Annotated in this window: 15 protein-coding genes and 1 pseudogene; 5 read left to right on the forward strand and 11 right to left on the reverse strand. The window is 73.2% G+C overall.

The features are described 5' to 3' along the window. Positions 1-15 precede the first annotated feature (15 nt). Together ETU37_RS20390 and ETU37_RS20395 are read right to left on the reverse strand one after the other, a co-directional pair. Complete coding sequence (locus tag ETU37_RS20390) at positions 16-783, reverse strand: hypothetical protein (protein WP_129989192.1); 768 nt, start codon at positions 781-783, stop codon at positions 16-18. A 29-nt stretch (positions 784-812) separates the two neighbouring features. Beyond that, a complete protein-coding gene (locus tag ETU37_RS20395; protein ID WP_129989193.1) occupies positions 813-995 on the reverse strand; it encodes a hypothetical protein in 183 nt (60 codons plus the stop codon). 67 nt (positions 996-1062) lie between these two features. Between ETU37_RS20395 and ETU37_RS20400 the strand changes: the two genes are divergently transcribed. Then, positions 1063-1824: a DinB family protein gene (locus ETU37_RS20400; RefSeq protein ID WP_165372618.1), complete on the forward strand. Its 762-nt coding sequence runs from the start codon at positions 1063-1065 to the stop codon at positions 1822-1824. A 110-nt stretch (positions 1825-1934) separates the two neighbouring features. Here ETU37_RS20400 and ETU37_RS20405 read toward each other — a convergent pair whose 3' ends face one another. The 3 genes from ETU37_RS20405 to ETU37_RS20415 all read right to left on the reverse strand — a co-directional run bounded on the left by ETU37_RS20405 (position 1935) and on the right by ETU37_RS20415 (position 5976). After that, positions 1935-2615 carry a fasciclin domain-containing protein gene (locus tag ETU37_RS20405; RefSeq protein ID WP_129989195.1) on the reverse strand — a complete coding sequence of 227 codons (681 nt, stop codon included), beginning with the start codon at positions 2613-2615 and terminating at the stop codon, positions 1935-1937. A 93-nt stretch (positions 2616-2708) separates the two neighbouring features. Next, positions 2709-4277, reverse strand: a complete 1569-nt coding sequence (locus ETU37_RS20410) for a molybdopterin-dependent oxidoreductase (protein ID WP_129989196.1) — start codon at positions 4275-4277, stop codon at positions 2709-2711. Between the two features lie 55 nt (positions 4278-4332). After that, positions 4333-5976, reverse strand: coding sequence for a PKD domain-containing protein (locus ETU37_RS20415; protein ID WP_206054084.1), 1644 nt, complete (start codon positions 5974-5976; stop codon positions 4333-4335). A gap of 549 nt (positions 5977-6525) precedes the next feature. On the opposite strand from ETU37_RS20415, the gene ETU37_RS20420 reads away from it, so the two are divergent. After that, on the forward strand, positions 6526-7236 hold the full coding sequence (locus tag ETU37_RS20420) for a thermonuclease family protein (protein WP_129989197.1): 711 nt from the start codon (positions 6526-6528) through the stop codon (positions 7234-7236). An 8-nt stretch (positions 7237-7244) separates the two neighbouring features. Here the strand turns inward: ETU37_RS20420 and ETU37_RS20425 are convergent, their stop codons facing one another. From ETU37_RS20425 to ETU37_RS20435, 3 genes are all read right to left on the reverse strand, one after another. Next, a complete protein-coding gene (locus tag ETU37_RS20425) occupies positions 7245-7670 on the reverse strand; it encodes an STAS domain-containing protein (RefSeq protein WP_165372619.1) in 426 nt (141 codons plus the stop codon). Between the two features lie 103 nt (positions 7671-7773). Beyond that, positions 7774-8262: a peptide-methionine (S)-S-oxide reductase MsrA gene (gene msrA / locus ETU37_RS20430; RefSeq protein WP_240755858.1), complete on the reverse strand. Its 489-nt coding sequence runs from the start codon at positions 8260-8262 to the stop codon at positions 7774-7776. 72 nt (positions 8263-8334) lie between these two features. Then, positions 8335-8850: an NUDIX hydrolase gene (locus ETU37_RS20435; protein ID WP_129989200.1), complete on the reverse strand. Its 516-nt coding sequence runs from the start codon at positions 8848-8850 to the stop codon at positions 8335-8337. A gap of 177 nt (positions 8851-9027) precedes the next feature. On the opposite strand from ETU37_RS20435, the gene ETU37_RS23770 reads away from it, so the two are divergent. Beyond that, on the forward strand, positions 9028-9189 hold the full coding sequence (locus ETU37_RS23770) for a hypothetical protein (RefSeq protein ID WP_165372620.1): 162 nt from the start codon (positions 9028-9030) through the stop codon (positions 9187-9189). Positions 9190-9320: 131 nt separating this feature from the next. On the opposite strand, the pseudogene ETU37_RS24000 reads toward ETU37_RS23770, so the two are convergent. Next, positions 9321-9512 (reverse strand): annotated as a pseudogene (locus ETU37_RS24000) (maltose acetyltransferase domain-containing protein); the annotation flags it as partial. A 22-nt stretch (positions 9513-9534) separates the two neighbouring features. Between ETU37_RS24000 and ETU37_RS20445 the strand changes: the two are divergent. Both ETU37_RS20445 and ETU37_RS20450 read left to right on the forward strand, forming a co-directional pair. Next, positions 9535-10665: a DUF2332 domain-containing protein gene (locus ETU37_RS20445; protein ID WP_129989201.1), complete on the forward strand. Its 1131-nt coding sequence runs from the start codon at positions 9535-9537 to the stop codon at positions 10663-10665. Positions 10666-10695: 30 nt separating this feature from the next. Further along, complete coding sequence (locus ETU37_RS20450; protein ID WP_129989202.1) at positions 10696-11388, forward strand: DUF998 domain-containing protein; 693 nt, start codon at positions 10696-10698, stop codon at positions 11386-11388. On the opposite strand, the gene ETU37_RS20455 is transcribed toward ETU37_RS20450, so the two are convergent. Then, positions 11385-13346 (reverse strand): SpoIIE family protein phosphatase, encoded by a 1962-nt coding sequence (locus tag ETU37_RS20455; RefSeq protein ID WP_129989203.1) that lies wholly within the window; start codon positions 13344-13346, stop codon positions 11385-11387. The two genes, ETU37_RS20450 and ETU37_RS20455, sit on opposite strands and share 4 nt — an antisense overlap. 96 nt (positions 13347-13442) lie before the next feature. Further along, entirely contained in the window at positions 13443-13934 is a 492-nt protein-coding gene (locus ETU37_RS20460) for a hypothetical protein (RefSeq protein ID WP_129989204.1), read from the reverse strand. Positions 13935-14034: the final 100 nt, after the last annotated feature.

The raw sequence follows: 14034 nt of genomic DNA on the forward strand, positions 1-14034 counted from the left end.
GCTGCCTTCCGGTGGTCAGCGGGTGCGGAACGAGCGGGCGAGGGCGCGGGCCGAGGCCGGGTCGAGCGGTGGGTCGTTGATCCGGCTCTGCGCGGCCACCAGCACGACGGAGTCGCCGTCGAGCACCGCCAGCTCGGTCCACGGGTCCGACTGCTGCGTCCTGCCGTTGACCAGCACGCCGGCGCCGTACGCCCGGAGGTCGGAGACGTACGGACCGACCGCGCCGCCGTCGACGCCGACGCACGCGCGGAGGTTCGCGCTGCGGCCGCCGAAGAACGACCGCGCGCTCGCCGCGTCCGCGAACTGGCTGCGGATCGCGATCACCTTTGTGCCGCCCGCCGCGTAGTCGACCTCGAGGGCGTGGGTCGGCCGCGGCATGGGCGTACGGCGTGCGCAGCCGAACGGCACGGCCGTCTGCACGATCTCGCCGGGGTCGCGCGCGAGCGCGGGCGTGCCGTTGCCGAGGTAGCCCTCCTCGGTGTCACCGGGGTCGACGACGTACGACCAGCCGGCGCCGAGGTCGCGCGGGCGCGGGAAGTCGCGCCGGCTCAGCCGGCCCGAGCGCTGCCCGGGTGTCTCGAGCCCGTCCGGGCCGGACGAGGCCGGCTCGGTCGGCTCGGTCGGCTCGGTCGCAGCGGACGACTCGGCGGTGGCGGTCTCGCCCGCGCCCGCCGTCGACGGTCCGGGCGCGGCAGGGGTGGCGGGCTCGCCCGCACAGCCCGCGGCCGTCAGGGCGACGGCAGCCAGCAGGGTCCACAGGTGGCGGTCCCGAGCCCGAGTCATCGAGGCAGGGTACCGAGCCCGCGCCCCGGCTAGAAGAAGCCGCCACCCTTCGGCTTGTCCTCGATGTGGTGCCACGCGTGCGGTGCGAGCGTGTGGCGGGTGCCGTCCTCCATCACCACCACGAGGTAGCCGGCCTGGTTGAAGCTGTAGGACGCGCGGTCGCCGTACTCCGTGGGGGCGCCGTCCGCGCTGCCGTAGACGAGGAATGCCATGCCGGAAGCCTGGCAGACGGCGACGGCCGGATGGCGGATGTCGGTGCCCGGCACTAGCGTCGCGACCATGCCGGCCGCCACTCCTCCCGTGCCCGAGTTCGAGCGGCGTTGGACCAACGTCGACCTCTCCGGGGCGCGGTTCCACAACGTCGTCCTGTCCGGTGCCAAGATCACCGGCGTCTGGGCCCGAGACCTGGTGGTCGACGGCGACCTGCGCGGGCTGACCGTCAACGGCATCGACGTGATGCCGTACGTCGAGCAGCGGCTCGCCGCCGAGCACCCCGAGCTCGGGCAGATCTGGTCCGGCGACCTCGACGACCTGCGCGCCGGCTGGGCGACGGTGCGTGCCGCGTGGGAGTCGACGGAGGCCGAGGTCGCCGCGCTCGACGAGGCGATGCTGCACGAGCGTGTCGATGACGAGTACTCCTACCTCGAGACGCTGCGCCACCTCGTCTTCGCCTCCGACGCCTGGTTGCGGCGCTGCCTCCTCGGCGAGACCGACTTCTGGTACGCCGGTGTCCCGCACGACGAGATGGAGCCCGAGGTGCTGGAGCTGCTGCCGATCGACGCCGCCGCCGACCCCGCGCTCGACGAGGTGATGGCGGTCCGGCTCGACCGCCGCGGCGTCCTCGACCGGCTGCTCGCCGAGGCCACGCCCGACGCGCTGGCGGAGCACCCGCCGGCACGCGAGCGCAACGGCTACCCCCTCGACACCAGCGGGCGCACGGTCGGGGAGTGCCTGCGGTGCATCGTCAACGAGGAGTGGTGGCACCACCGCTACGCCACCCGTGACCTCGCGGTCGTCCGCCAGGGAGTGGCGGAGCGGTAGGCACGCGCAACGGTGGCCCCGGTTCGCAGGGCCGGGGCCACCGTCGTCTCGACCCGGGTCGGGTGCCGTGGGTGCGGAAAGGAGATCGCACGCGGCCCGGGTGCCATGGGTCACATCTGCGGCATCAGGACCGAGTCGATGAGGTACACCGTCGCGTTGGCGGTCTGCACGCCGCCGCAGATGACGTTGGCGTCGTTGACCTTGAGCGAGTCGCCGGAGCCGGTGATCTCGACGTCGCCGCCCTGGACGGTCGTCTGGGTGGTGCCGGCGATCTCGTCGGGCGAGAGCTGGCCGGGCACGACGTGGTAGGTCAGCACCGTCGACAGGGTCTCGGCGCCCTTCGGCGTGCCGAGCGCCTTGACCGTCTTCTTCGGCAGCTGCGCGAACGCGTCGTCGACGGGGGCGAAGACGGTGAACTCGTCGCCGTTGAGGGTGTCGACGAGGTCGACCTTCGGGTTGAGCTGCCCGGAGACCGCCGCGGTGAGGGTCTTCAGCAGCGGGTTGTTCGATGCGGCGACGGCGACCGGGTCGGCCGACATGCCTTCCACCGACCCGGCGCCGTCCGGCACCTGCTCGGCGTAGTCGGCGCAGCCCGGGCCGACGAGATTCGCGGCCGGGTCTGACGCCATGTCGTCCTCCTCCATGCTGTCGGACGGCGTCTCGGACTGCATCGGTGTCGCGGAGGACTCGTCGGTCGTGTCGGCGGCGGAGTCGTTGCCCCCGCACGCGGCCGTCATCGTGATCGCGGAGACCACGGCGATGGACGCGGCAACCTTCTTCATGGTGCGCATGAGGGTGCTTCCCTTCGTCGGTGACGAGGCGTTATGCCTTGTGTCACAGGGGATTCGGCGCGACATGGTGATCGGATTGGTCATGGGCGGAAGTCATCCGACGACCACGTCGACGCTGTGCCACCCGGTCGACCCGTCGGGAGCGATCGGCGTGCGCTCGGAGGTCTGCGTGTAGCCGGACCGGTCGGTGGCGCGCACCTCGAGCTTGTGGCTGCCGGGCTCCGCGTCCCAGCGGTAGACCCACTGCCGCCAGGTGTTGACGTTGTCCGCAGCGGCGAGGTCGGCCTCCTGCCAGGCGCCGCCGTCGACGCGCACCTCGACCTTCGCGATGCCGCGGTCCTGCGACCACGCGACGCCGGCCACTGCGTTGCGACCCTTCTTCAGGCGGGCGAACGAGCGCGGGACGTCGATCCTCGAGGACGTCTTGATCGGTGCCTGCGCGCTGTAGCCGCGCGTGGTCCAGTACGCCTGGAAGTCGGCGAACCGGGTCACCTCCAGGTCGACGAGCCACTTCGTCGCCGAGACGTAGCCGTAGAGGCCGGGTGTCACCATCCGGGCCGGGAAGCCGTGCTCGAGGGGCAGCGGCTCGCCGTTCATCGCAATCGCGACGAGCGCGTTGCGTTGCGGGTCCTGGAGCACCTCCAGCGGGGTGCCGACGGTGAAGTCGTCGGCGCTCGTGGACTTCACCGCGTCGGCGCCGGCTTGCACGCCTGCCTCCTCCAGCAGGTCGCGCATCGGGACACCGATCCAGGCGGCGTTGCCGACGTACTCGCCGCCGACCTCGTTGGAGACGCAGGTCAGCGTGATGCGGTCCTCGACCAGCCGCCGCTCCAGCAGGTCCTGGAACGTCAGGGTCAGCTCCTTGTCGACCATGCCGTGGATGCGCAGTGTCCATCCGTCGAGCGGCACGTCGGGCACCCGCAACGCGGTGTCGACGCGGTAGAAGTCGCGGTTGCTCGTCAGGTACGGCGTGAGGCCGTCGACGCCGAGGTCGACGCCCGTGGGAAGCGGCGGGGCGGGCACGGTGGGGCGCGGGACCGTCAGGTCGGCGCGGGCCGCGGCGGCCGCTGAGCCGCCCAGCGCCCGCGCGGCGAGGCCACCGGCGCTCGCGGCGACGGCCACGGCGGCCGCGGCGCGCAAGAACACGCGACGGTCGAACGCGGCGGGCAGGTCGTCGCCGGGCACGCCCGTCGGGAGCATCACGGGCGGCCGGGCGGGGCGGCGCAGCGTGCCGAGCAGCCAGGTGAGGGAGCCGAACCCGACCAGCAGCAGCACGACCGCCGGCAGCACTCGGGCGGCCGGGCCGGCCGTGGCCGCGCGGTCGGTCAGCGCGGCGGCCGTCGCGACGAGGGCGAGCAGCACGAACGCGCCGAGAGCGACCCGCGGTCGACGTACCCCCACGGCGCCGGCGACCACGGCGATCACGGCGACCGTCCCGATGACACCCCCGATGAGGACCGCCTTGTCGGCCGTCCCGAAGGTGGCGACGGCCCACTCCTTGACCGGGCGGGGCGCGGCGTCCACGGCCCGGTTGGCGACGGCGAGCAGCGGGGACGTGACCCCGTCGAGCGCGGCCGCGACGGCTTCGGACACCGCCACGGCAGCGGCCCCGGCCAGGAGCCCGGCGAGGCCGCCGGCGAGCAGGTTTCCTCGGGTGGTCATACCCGTGGTTCGGGCACGACTCGCTGCCGGATGGGAGTCCCGGGCCGACCCCGCGTCAGGAGGCGGTCAGGGACACGTCGTCGACGGTCACCGCGCTCGGGTCGTGCGCCGGACCCGCGGTGACGAGGAGGCGGAGCTTCGAGCTCCCCGCCGCCTTCGGCGTGAGCGAGACCTCGATGCGTTGCCAGGAGTTCGTCGTCTTCGTCGCGACGCGTGCGTCCTGCACCCGCTTGCCGTCGACCTTCTCCCGGAGGTGCAGCACCAGCCGCAGGTCCGAGCGGCTGCGCATCCACAGCACCGCCGTGTAGAGCTTCCGCTCCGGGTCGGTGGTCCACTTGTGCGTGCCACGCAGGGCCAGCACGTGCGCGGACCTGTCGACCGTGTGCACGCGTGCGGCGTACGCACCCGAGTGGGCGGTCGTGACCTGGTGCAGCCGGAGGCCGGGCCGACCGGCCGTGCTCCACCCGTGCAGGGCGTTCTCGAAGCTGCCGTTGCGGAGCAGGTTGGGCGAGACCGGTACCTCCGCCGGCGGCGGCGGTGCGGCGGTGCTGACCGTGACCGTCTGGGAGGAGCTGCTCGAGCCCGCGCTGTTGGTGACCGTCAGCGTCGCGGTGTAGCTACCGGTCGAGGCGTAGACGTGGCTCGGGCTCTGCGACGTCGAGGTCCCGCCGTCCCCGAAGGCCCAGCTCCACGTGCTGGGCGAGCCGGTCGACGTGTCCTGGAAGGCCACGGTGAGCGGAGCCGCGCCGCTCGAAGGCGTCTCCGTGAAGGAGGCAGACGGCCTGGCCGGCGACGGCGAGGGCGAGGGTGACGGAGATGGTGACGGTGTCCCGCCGCCGGAGCCGATGCCGCTGAAGACGAAGATCGCGTGGGCCTTGGGGTCACCGGGCGCGCGGAAGTCGTACCCGTCCGAGACGTACATCTTGTCTCCGACGACCTCGACCGCACGGGTGTCGAGCAGCCCGAACGACGACAGCTGCATGGTCCAGCCCGACACCAGGGTCCGGGTGCTCCAGGCCACCCGGTTCACCGTCGTGGAGGTCTGCGCGACGAGCAGGTCTTTGCCGTCGTCGGTGAAGTCCATCCCGAGGATGCCCGAGACGCCCCCCACCGAGAAGGCGGGCCCGGTGCTGTTGGAGGCGAAGTCGTAGCTCTGGAAGGTCGAGTTGACGCCGACGTACACCTTCTTGTCCGCGGGGTTCCACCCAGCCGCGGTGAAGTCGGATCCGGGCAGCGGCTGGAACGCGTCCGGCTGCAGCTTCCCGGACACCCGGCGGAGCCGGTACGCCGTCGGCAGGACGCCGATGGCGCAGCACGAGCCGGAGAACGCGTAGAGCACGTCGTTGGTCTCGTCGTAGGCGAGGCTCTCCAGGTCCCGCGAACGGTCCGGTCCAGCGCTGCCGCCACCGCCGAGACGGGGCGTGTTGCTCAGGGTCGAGCCGTTGATCGTGCGCTTGAGAGCCCCCGTGGTCGCGTTGATCTCGTAGAGGGAGCGCGCGTCGTCGTCGGCGATCCAGATCGACCCGTCCTTGGGCACGTAGGCCATGCCCTCGTTGTCCTTCGCGGACACCGACGAGCCCGCGAACGGACTCGTGGCGATCGTCCGGTCGAGCTTGAGGCTGGGCTTCGGCGCCAGGGCCGCCGAGGCGACCCAGGTCGTCAGGAAGCCGACGCAGAGCGCCGCCGCCAGTGTTGTCACGATCGCCGTCCGGGTCCCCCGTGAGGACCACCACCTGGCTGTGAGCATGTGGGCCCTCCCAAGCCGCCAGTCCCCCTGTAGGCAGGTACGCCACCAGGCTGCTGGGCGGCGATGCCCGTCCGCGCCCACTGCCGGAACGAGTTGTCGTACGCAGATGTGACCACGCCACCGGATGCACGCCCCGGGCGTGGTCAGGTCGGGCCAGAAATGTGTAGTGCCCAAGAACCAGGCCCGGATGGGTCGACCGGAAATGCAACGTCGCACGGGGTCGTCGAGGAGTCCCGCCCGGCGTTTGGCGGCCACCGCCTCGCCACGGCTGGCCGCGTGCGGCTTGGCCAGTGGGGCGGCACGATCCGCGGTCCAAGGTTCGGGAGGACCGTTCCGGCCGCCCGTGGTCGCCCCGGGTCAGGGACGTGTAGTACCCGCGGGCCAGGCCGGGTCGGCCGGACCGGTACTTCTCGCGACGTTCGGCGAGTTCACCCCCGGCTGCCGGTGCGGCTCGCCTAGCCTCGCGTGGTTCGTGGCCGTGATCGACACCGGGGGAGGGACATGACGCGCTCGCGCGCCCGTGTCGTCGCGCCGGTCCTGGCGCTTCTCACCGGCCTGCTGAGCGTCCTGGCGATCGCGCCGGCCCAGGCGTACGACCGCGACTGCGGTGACTTCGCCACCCAGCGGGCGGCCCAGCTGTTCTACCTGGGCAACGGCGGACCCAGGCTGGACCCGCACCGGCTGGACGAGGACGACGACGGGATCGCCTGCGAGTCGAACAGCTGCCCCTGCCTCTCCTCGCGCACGAGCGGCGGCAGCACGCCGAGCACGCCGCCGCGGTCCGCCGCGACGACGCGGGTCGAGCAGTCCGCGACAGTCGTACACGTGACCGACGGCGACACCATCGCCGTCCGGCTGTCGACGGGCGGCACCCGCGACGTGCGGCTCGTCGGCATCGACACGCCGGAGGTCTACGGCGGTGCCGAGTGCGGCGGCGACGAGGCGTCGCAGAGCCTGCGGAGGATCCTGCCGGTCGGCACCCGGGTCACCCTCTACTCCGACCCGACCCAGGACCTGAAGGACCGCTACGGCCGGCTCCTGCGCTACGTCCACAAGATGTCCACCGGGAGGGACGTCAACCGGCAGCAGGTGTACCTCGGCCACGCCAGGGTCTACGTCTACGACCACCACCCGTTCCAGCGCGTCACGGGTTACCGGAAGGCCGCCACGGTCGCCAAGGCCTCGGCACGCGGCCTCTGGGGCCGCTGCTGAGGCAGGGCTCACCCCGGTGGGTGCGGCAGCCCGTCGACGTTCCTGGTGTCCGCGTCCACGTCGGGGAGCTCGGGGTCGGGGTCCCCGCGCTCCTGGTCGCGCCGCCACGGCTGCCGTACGACGGCACGACCCAGCGCCGCGAGCTCGTCGTAGAGGGCCAGCTCCGCGACCCGCACGAACATCGGCGACGCCGCCGTCAGCTCGAACCGGCGGCCCGAGGCCAGGACGACCTGCCGCGACCGCTCGAGCTCGTGCATGCAGCCGCAGTCGATGAAGATGACCCCCTCGAGGTCCAGCCACACGCGGTCGACGTCTCGAGCCGCGAGCTGCCGCAGCAGGGACCGCAGCCGGTCGCGGGAGCCGAGGTCGAGCTCGCCGACGACCCGCAGCCCGGCAGCATCGAACCCGCCGTAGGTTCGAAACGCGGGTTCCATGGCTTGATCCCCTCGTCTGCGCCGGCCCTCGCTCCCGAGCGGCTGGCTGGCGGCCACCTCGACGGTACGCCTCCCGGTCGGTGTCGTATCCATCGCGTCACCTTCAGGAGGTGTGCGCGCGCTGGGGGAGCCTCCAGCCCGGCCGCGGGAAGTGGCACATGTCGCCGTCCGGGTGCTTCTGCAGGTAGTACTGGTCCTCGGGACCGGCCTCCCAGAAGCGGGTGACCGGCTCGACCGTCGTGACGACCTTGCCGGGCCACAGGCCGGACGCGTCGATGTCGGCGATCGTGGCCTCGGCCGTCCGTCGCTGCGTCTCGTCCGCGTAGAAGACCACCGAGCGGTACTCCGTGCCGACGTCCTCCATCTGTCGGTTCGGGGTCGTCGGGTCGTGGATCTGGAAGAACAGCTCCAGGATCTCGCGGTACGAGGTCTGCTCCGCGTCGAAGGCGATCTCCACCGCCTCGGCATGGTTGCCCGGGCTGGTCTCGGTGGGGTCGAGGGTGTCGCCTCCGGTCCAGCCGGCGCGAGTGCCGACCACCCCCGGCTTCCGGCGCATCAGCTCCTGGATGCCCCAGAAGCATCCGCCTGCCACGACTGCAGTCTCGGTCCTGGGTTCCATGGTGTGTACCTCGTCCACCCCCGTGCCGGCCTCACACGATCGAGGTTAGGACCGCCGCACTCCTGTGCCCATGCCCCGATCGAGCCACGGGCGCTGGGCGGCCAGCGGCCACCAGTGTCTCGTGCCGAGGTGCGTCTCGGCGTCGGTGCGCTCCAGCCACGCGCCGGCCGGGTCGAGGTCCGCCGGCACGTGGCAGCGCCAGACCACGAAGTGTGCGTACGGCGACGGCCACGGGTAGTCGTCGGGCGGGTCCGCGACCACGTTGCGCACGTACCCGAGCATCGAAGCGGGTCGAACCGTGCCGAGCGTCCGGACGAGCAGCGTCCGCAGGGTGGCTTCCACGTCGCCGCCGTCGATCGCCAGCGTCGGGAGGTCGTGGCCTCCGCCGTCCGCGCGGGCCACGGTGAGGACCCTCCCGTCGCGGGTCGCGAACAGCCGCACCAGGCAGGTGGGGTCGGGTACGGCGGTGTCCCCGTCGGCCAGCACGACGTCGGCTCGTCCGCCGCGCGGAAGCCAGTTCGCGTCACGGTGGCTGACGATCACGCGTCCAGGGGTCGACACGGCGATCAACGTAGTGCCGTCACCGCGGCGTCCGGGGGCGGGGCGGCTTCCGGCGTAGGGTGACGACGCCGGGCCGGAGCCGCGGACCGGACCGGACGAGTGGAACGGGGGGAACGCGATGCACGTCGCCATCGGGACCGCACACACGGGGCGCGCCGCCCCGAGGCGGGGGTAGGCGTGCTTCGGGCCGTCGCCGTGGGCGGCGGTGTCCTCTGCGTCGTGGCCGGCGGCGTCCTGCTGGCCACGGGCACCGCGCCGACGATCGCGGTCGTGCTCCTGGTCGTGGGACTGCTGGGGGTCGGCTTCAGCGTCGGGGGTCGAGCGGGCTCCTCGGGCTGACGACCGACGCGACGACCTCGCGCAGCCGGTCCACCGTCAAGGTGGACGTCGACGGTCCGATCTGCACGTCGTCGCCGATGGCGATGGTGGCGACGTCGAGGAGGATCAGCCCCAGCCTCGCCGAACGCGCCGAGCAGCTCGCGCAGCAGCCGGTCCCGGCTGTCGTGGTCGGTGGGGTCCTGGGAGCTGATGAGGTGCGTCAGCCGCTGGGCGCGCTTCGAGTGCCTGGCCGGCGCCGGGTCGTCGGCGGCGTACAGCTCCCCGGCGCGCATCCGTTCCCTCATCGTCCGTGCGGCGTCCACCATGTGCACGAATGTGCACATGCGCCGCGACTAGGCTCCCGGAGTGTCCGACCCGGTCCCGAGCAGCGCGCCGCGAGGTACGGCGCCCGGCCTCGCCGAGGTGTACCGACGGTTCTCCGAGGCCGAGGCCGGCGACACGTCGCCGTTGTACCGGGGTGTCGCCGCCGCGATCAGCGAGTCCGCCGACGCGCTGGCCGCGGTCGGGACCGCGCCGGCGCGCAGACGCCAACCGGTCCTGGTCCTCGCCGCCCTGCACGACCTCGCCCTGGCCGGGCACGCGCCGGCACTCGCCGAGGCCTACGCCGCCGGTGACGCTGCCGGGGCCGCTCGCGCGGCGGTCGACACGCTGCTGCGCGAGTCGGACGCCGTCGCGCCGATCGCGACGCGCCGGACCGTGAGGGCGGACGGGGCCGGACGCTGCACCGTCCTGTACCCGGTCATCGCAGAGGCGGCGCGCCGGGCCGGGGCGGACGCTGTCGGGCTGGTCGACGTGGGCGGTGTGGCCGGGTTCAACCTCGTCGTCGACCGGGTCGCGATCGCGTACAGCGACGGCCGGACCCTCGGCGACGCGTCGTCCCCGGTCCGGCTGACGTGCCGGGTCGTGGGGGATCAGGGCGTGCCGGGGACGACGCTGCCCGACGTCGTCGCCCGGGTCGAGGTGGGCGCCGACCCGCTCGACGTGACCGACCCGGACGACGTCCGATGGTTGCGCGCCTGCGTGTGGCCGGACCAGCACGAGCGGAGGGAGACGTTCGAGGAGGAGCTGGCGCTGGCGAGGACGGTTCCTCCCCTGCTCGTCCGGGGCGACCCGGTCACGACGGTGGCGGCTGGCCTGGCCGCGGTCCCGGCGGGCGCACTGCCCGTCGTCGTCACGACCTGGGCGTTGTCGGCTCTCACGGCCGAGGCCCGGCGCCGGTTCCTGCACGAGGCGCGCCAAGCATCCGCGGGGCGGCCGGTGGCGTGGGCGTCGGTGGAGGGCGTCGGCGTCGCGCCCGGGGTCCCGACGTTCGGCGACCGTCCCGCCTCCGGTCACAGCATCATCGGCCTGACGATGCTCGCCACGCCTTCGGAGCACGCCGAGGCCGTCGGACGCTGCTGGTCGCGCGGTCGCGTGATGGCCTGGCTGGCAGGGTCCGACGACTCTGGCCCACCCGTGACGGCCGGCGCACGCTGAGGTACGGGGACGAGAGCTCAGGCAGGTGTCATGAGGGGCGCCGAGCACGCACGGGCGCGCGAGCTGCTGCTCGCCTGCGGCATTGCGTACGCGGCGGCGTACGTCGCGGCCAACGACGTCGTCGCGGCGGCGATGTACGACGGTTACAGCCGGATGGACCAGGCCGTCAGCGAGCTGTCCGCCCTGACCGCTCCGCCCCGGACGTTCCTGACGGCCATGCTCCCCGTCTTCACGGTGCTCATGGTCTCGTTCGGTGCCGGCGTGTGGTGGTCGGCGTCCGGAGGCCGCGCCCTGCGCCTGACCGCGATGGCGCTCGTCGCCTTCGGCATCACCGGGGTGGCATGGCTGCCGTTCCCGATGACCGCGCGCGACGACATCGCCGCGGCGACGGGGCCGATGTCCGCCAACGACGTAGGGCACCTGGTGCTCAGCGGCGTCACCGCGTCACTGATCGTCGCGATGTGCGCCGCCGGCGCCGCTCACTTCGGACTCGGCTTCCGGCTGTACACCGCCGCGACCGTCGTCGTCGTGCTGGTCTTCGCGGGGGTGCTGACCGGGCTCGAGTCCGCCAAGCTGCCGTCCGGCGACCCGACGCCGCTGCTGGGCTTCTACGAGCGACTCGGGATCGGCGCCTGGCTGGTGTGGCTGACCGTCCTGGCCGTCGCGCTGATGCGGCAGTCCGTCGCCGCCCCGGGCGAGGCGAGTAGCCACCGGCACGCCTAGAACGAGGCGGGACCGCCGTCCGGGCCGGTGCCGTGCGGCAGCCGGACCAGGTCCAGGATGTGCTGTGCCGGGGTCCCGTAGGGCGCGACCAGCGTGACGTCGGTGCCGTCCGTGGTGATGACGTCGTGGAGGACGCGGACGGCCGCGCTGCCGAGGTGGGTGACGTCGGTGAGGTCGACGACGGCCGCCACGACCCCCGCCGCCGTACGGCGCCGGAGCGCACGGTCGAGCTCGTCCGCCGCTCCGCCGAGCAGCGCGCCGCGCACGACCAGGACATCGTCACGCTGGACCACCTCGAACGACGGCTCGTGTCGCGGCGGGGGTGCGACCGTGCCGGCGGTCAGCAGGATCGCGGGTCGGTGGGGGCGCAGCGCGCCGGTCGCGGTGGTGCCGTGGTCGGTGCCGTGGACGTCGAGACCGTCCAGGAACGCCCTCGCCATGTGCAGGCCGCGCCCGCCGGGCAGCGGGTGGTCGGTCGTCGCCTCGCTCGGCGGCCTCCAGCGCCCCTGGTCGGTGACCGCGACGGCGATCACGCCCGTGCCGGTGAGCTCGAGCTCGAGGGTCATCTCGCCGGCCACGGTCCGGTGCGCGTAGGCGTGCTCGGCCGCGTTCGCGAGCAGCTCGCTGACGGCGTGGGTGAGGGCGATGCGATCCAGCGCGCGCACGTCGAGCCGGTCGAGCCAGCGGCCGAGCCGGTCCCGGACTTCGGCGAGGAAGACCGCCTGTGCCGGGACGGTGAGCCGCAGCGGCTCCGGCGGTGCGGTCCGCTCGGCGGCGAGGATGGTGATGTCGTCACTGTGCCCGGTGGTCCGCGTCATGATCTCCAAGGTGAGCTGGCAGACCCGCTCCGTCGCCCGCACAGGAGCCCCCAGCGCCAGGCCCCGGCCGGCGGCCGCGTCACCCACGGTCGCCGCCAGCTCGACGGTGCTCGCGGCAGGTGTGGTCCCCGGGCGCTCCAGCAGCCCGTCGCTGTACAGCACGACCAGGTCGTTCACCGACGGCAGCGTGAACGTGCCGATCGCGAGGTCGCCGGTCGTCGCGAGCGGGCCGGCGCCCGAGGGGGGCAGGAAGCTGGATCTGCCCGACGTCACCACCAGCGGTGGCGGATGACCGGCTGTGCAGTACCGGCCCGCGCCGGTGCGTGGGTCGAGCTCGACGACGCACACCGTGGCATGTCGAGCCTCCGGGACCCCGCGGGCGTAACGGTCGAGGTCCGCGAGCACCTGGGGGAGGGGTGCGGTGCTGGTCAGCCGCTCGTACGCCACCGCGCGGAGCTGTCCCATCGTCGCCGAGGCGGACGTGCCGTGCCCCACGACGTCGCCCGCCACCAACGCCACGAGGCCGTCGGGTCTCACGACGGCGTCGAACCAGTCACCTCCGGAGGCGTCGTCCTCCGCAGCCAGCAGGTACCTGGCCCCGACGTCGAGGTGCGGCAGCATCGGCAGGGCCCGGGGGAGCAGCTCGTCCTGCATCGTGCGCACGAGGAGCGGCACGTCCGCCCACGTCTGCTCCGCGAGCGACTGCCGCGCCTCGGCGGCCTGCGCCGCGCGCACCTGCTCGGACACGTCACGGCCCTCACCCACCACGCCGAGGACCTCGCCGACGGCGCCCTTCCACGGCGTGACGGTGAAGTCGACGTAGGCCTCGCCCCTGCCGCCGTCGGGTGCGTCGAACTGGATCCGCCAGACCCCCATCGACTGCGGCTCACCGGTGGCGAAGCAGCGCTCGTACGGCTCGTAGATCCCCTGCCCCGCCAGGTCCGCGAACGCCTCACGCAGCGGCAGCCCGAGCGTTCGGTTTCCGACCAGGTCCGCCCCGGGCTGGTTGAAGGCGGCGAGCCGCAGCTCGGGTCCACGCAGCGCCAGGAGGACGTGCGAGCACTGGTCGAAGCCCGCCATCATGGCCTCGACCTCGTCGTGCTCCGGACTCCTGCGTCCGAGCCGGCCGTCGTCGCTCACGTGCGCCTCCCCCCAGCGTCGTACCCGGGTGGGTTCCTGACGTCGTCCAAAGGATCTGTCGCGACCGGTACCCGTGCGGGCTGCCGTCAGTCTCCTTCAGGCCGGTGGGAACACCTGCGGCCACAGGTCGTTGCCGGCGTAGAGGGCGTGCACGTCGTCCAGCTCGACGTCGACGACGTCCTCGGGCACGTCGGCGCTGCCGGCGACCCACCAGTCCGCGCCCGGAAGGCCGGCGGACGCGTAGGCGCGCGACCCCGGCTCCTGCGCGACGTACGACGCACGCGGGTGCGCGAGGACCTGGCCGCGCGCCGGTTCCCACAACCGGACCAGGCCGTCCGGGTCTGTGCCCAGCACGACCGCGTCGAACCACCGCCACACGACGGCTTCCTGGCCGTTCGGGCCGGAGCCGACGGCGACGAGGTGCCCCGGGGACACGCGCTCGACGCGCGGGGTCGGGAACATCGGGGCGAACCCGACCCAGCTGACCTCACCGCGGTTCCAGACCTGGCATCGGTCCTCCTCGACGCGCAGCACGCGTGCGGCGCGGAGGCGGTGGCGGGTCGGGACGGCATCGGGTTCGGGAGTCACGGGCGAGAGTCTCGCGGACCCGCTCCGGATCGGGAAACGATTTGTGCAGTGCGCGTTGCCGTGGACCGGCAGACACAGGTTCCCCCGAAGCGGGCGATAC

The sequence above is a fragment of the Nocardioides iriomotensis genome, assembly GCF_004168035.1.
In the GTDB taxonomy this organism is placed as follows: domain Bacteria; phylum Actinomycetota; class Actinomycetes; order Propionibacteriales; family Nocardioidaceae; genus Nocardioides_B; species Nocardioides_B iriomotensis.

Excerpts from the sequence above, each read along its gene's own strand:
- ETU37_RS20425 (WP_165372619.1), bottom strand. The coding sequence starts at position 7,670 with ATGGAACCCGCGTTTCGAACCTACGGCGGGTTCGATGCTGCCGGGCTG.
- ETU37_RS20420 (WP_129989197.1), top strand. The coding sequence starts at position 6,526 with ATGACGCGCTCGCGCGCCCGTGTCGTCGCGCCGGTCCTGGCGCTTCTC.
- ETU37_RS20390 (WP_129989192.1), bottom strand. The coding sequence starts at position 783 with ATGACTCGGGCTCGGGACCGCCACCTGTGGACCCTGCTGGCTGCCGTC.
- ETU37_RS20450 (WP_129989202.1), top strand. The coding sequence starts at position 10,696 with ATGAGGGGCGCCGAGCACGCACGGGCGCGCGAGCTGCTGCTCGCCTGC.
- ETU37_RS20405 (WP_129989195.1), bottom strand. The coding sequence starts at position 2,615 with ATGCGCACCATGAAGAAGGTTGCCGCGTCCATCGCCGTGGTCTCCGCG.
- ETU37_RS20410 (WP_129989196.1), bottom strand. The coding sequence starts at position 4,277 with ATGACCACCCGAGGAAACCTGCTCGCCGGCGGCCTCGCCGGGCTCCTG.
- ETU37_RS20395 (WP_129989193.1), bottom strand. The coding sequence starts at position 995 with ATGGCATTCCTCGTCTACGGCAGCGCGGACGGCGCCCCCACGGAGTAC.
- ETU37_RS20400 (WP_165372618.1), top strand. The coding sequence starts at position 1,063 with ATGCCGGCCGCCACTCCTCCCGTGCCCGAGTTCGAGCGGCGTTGGACC.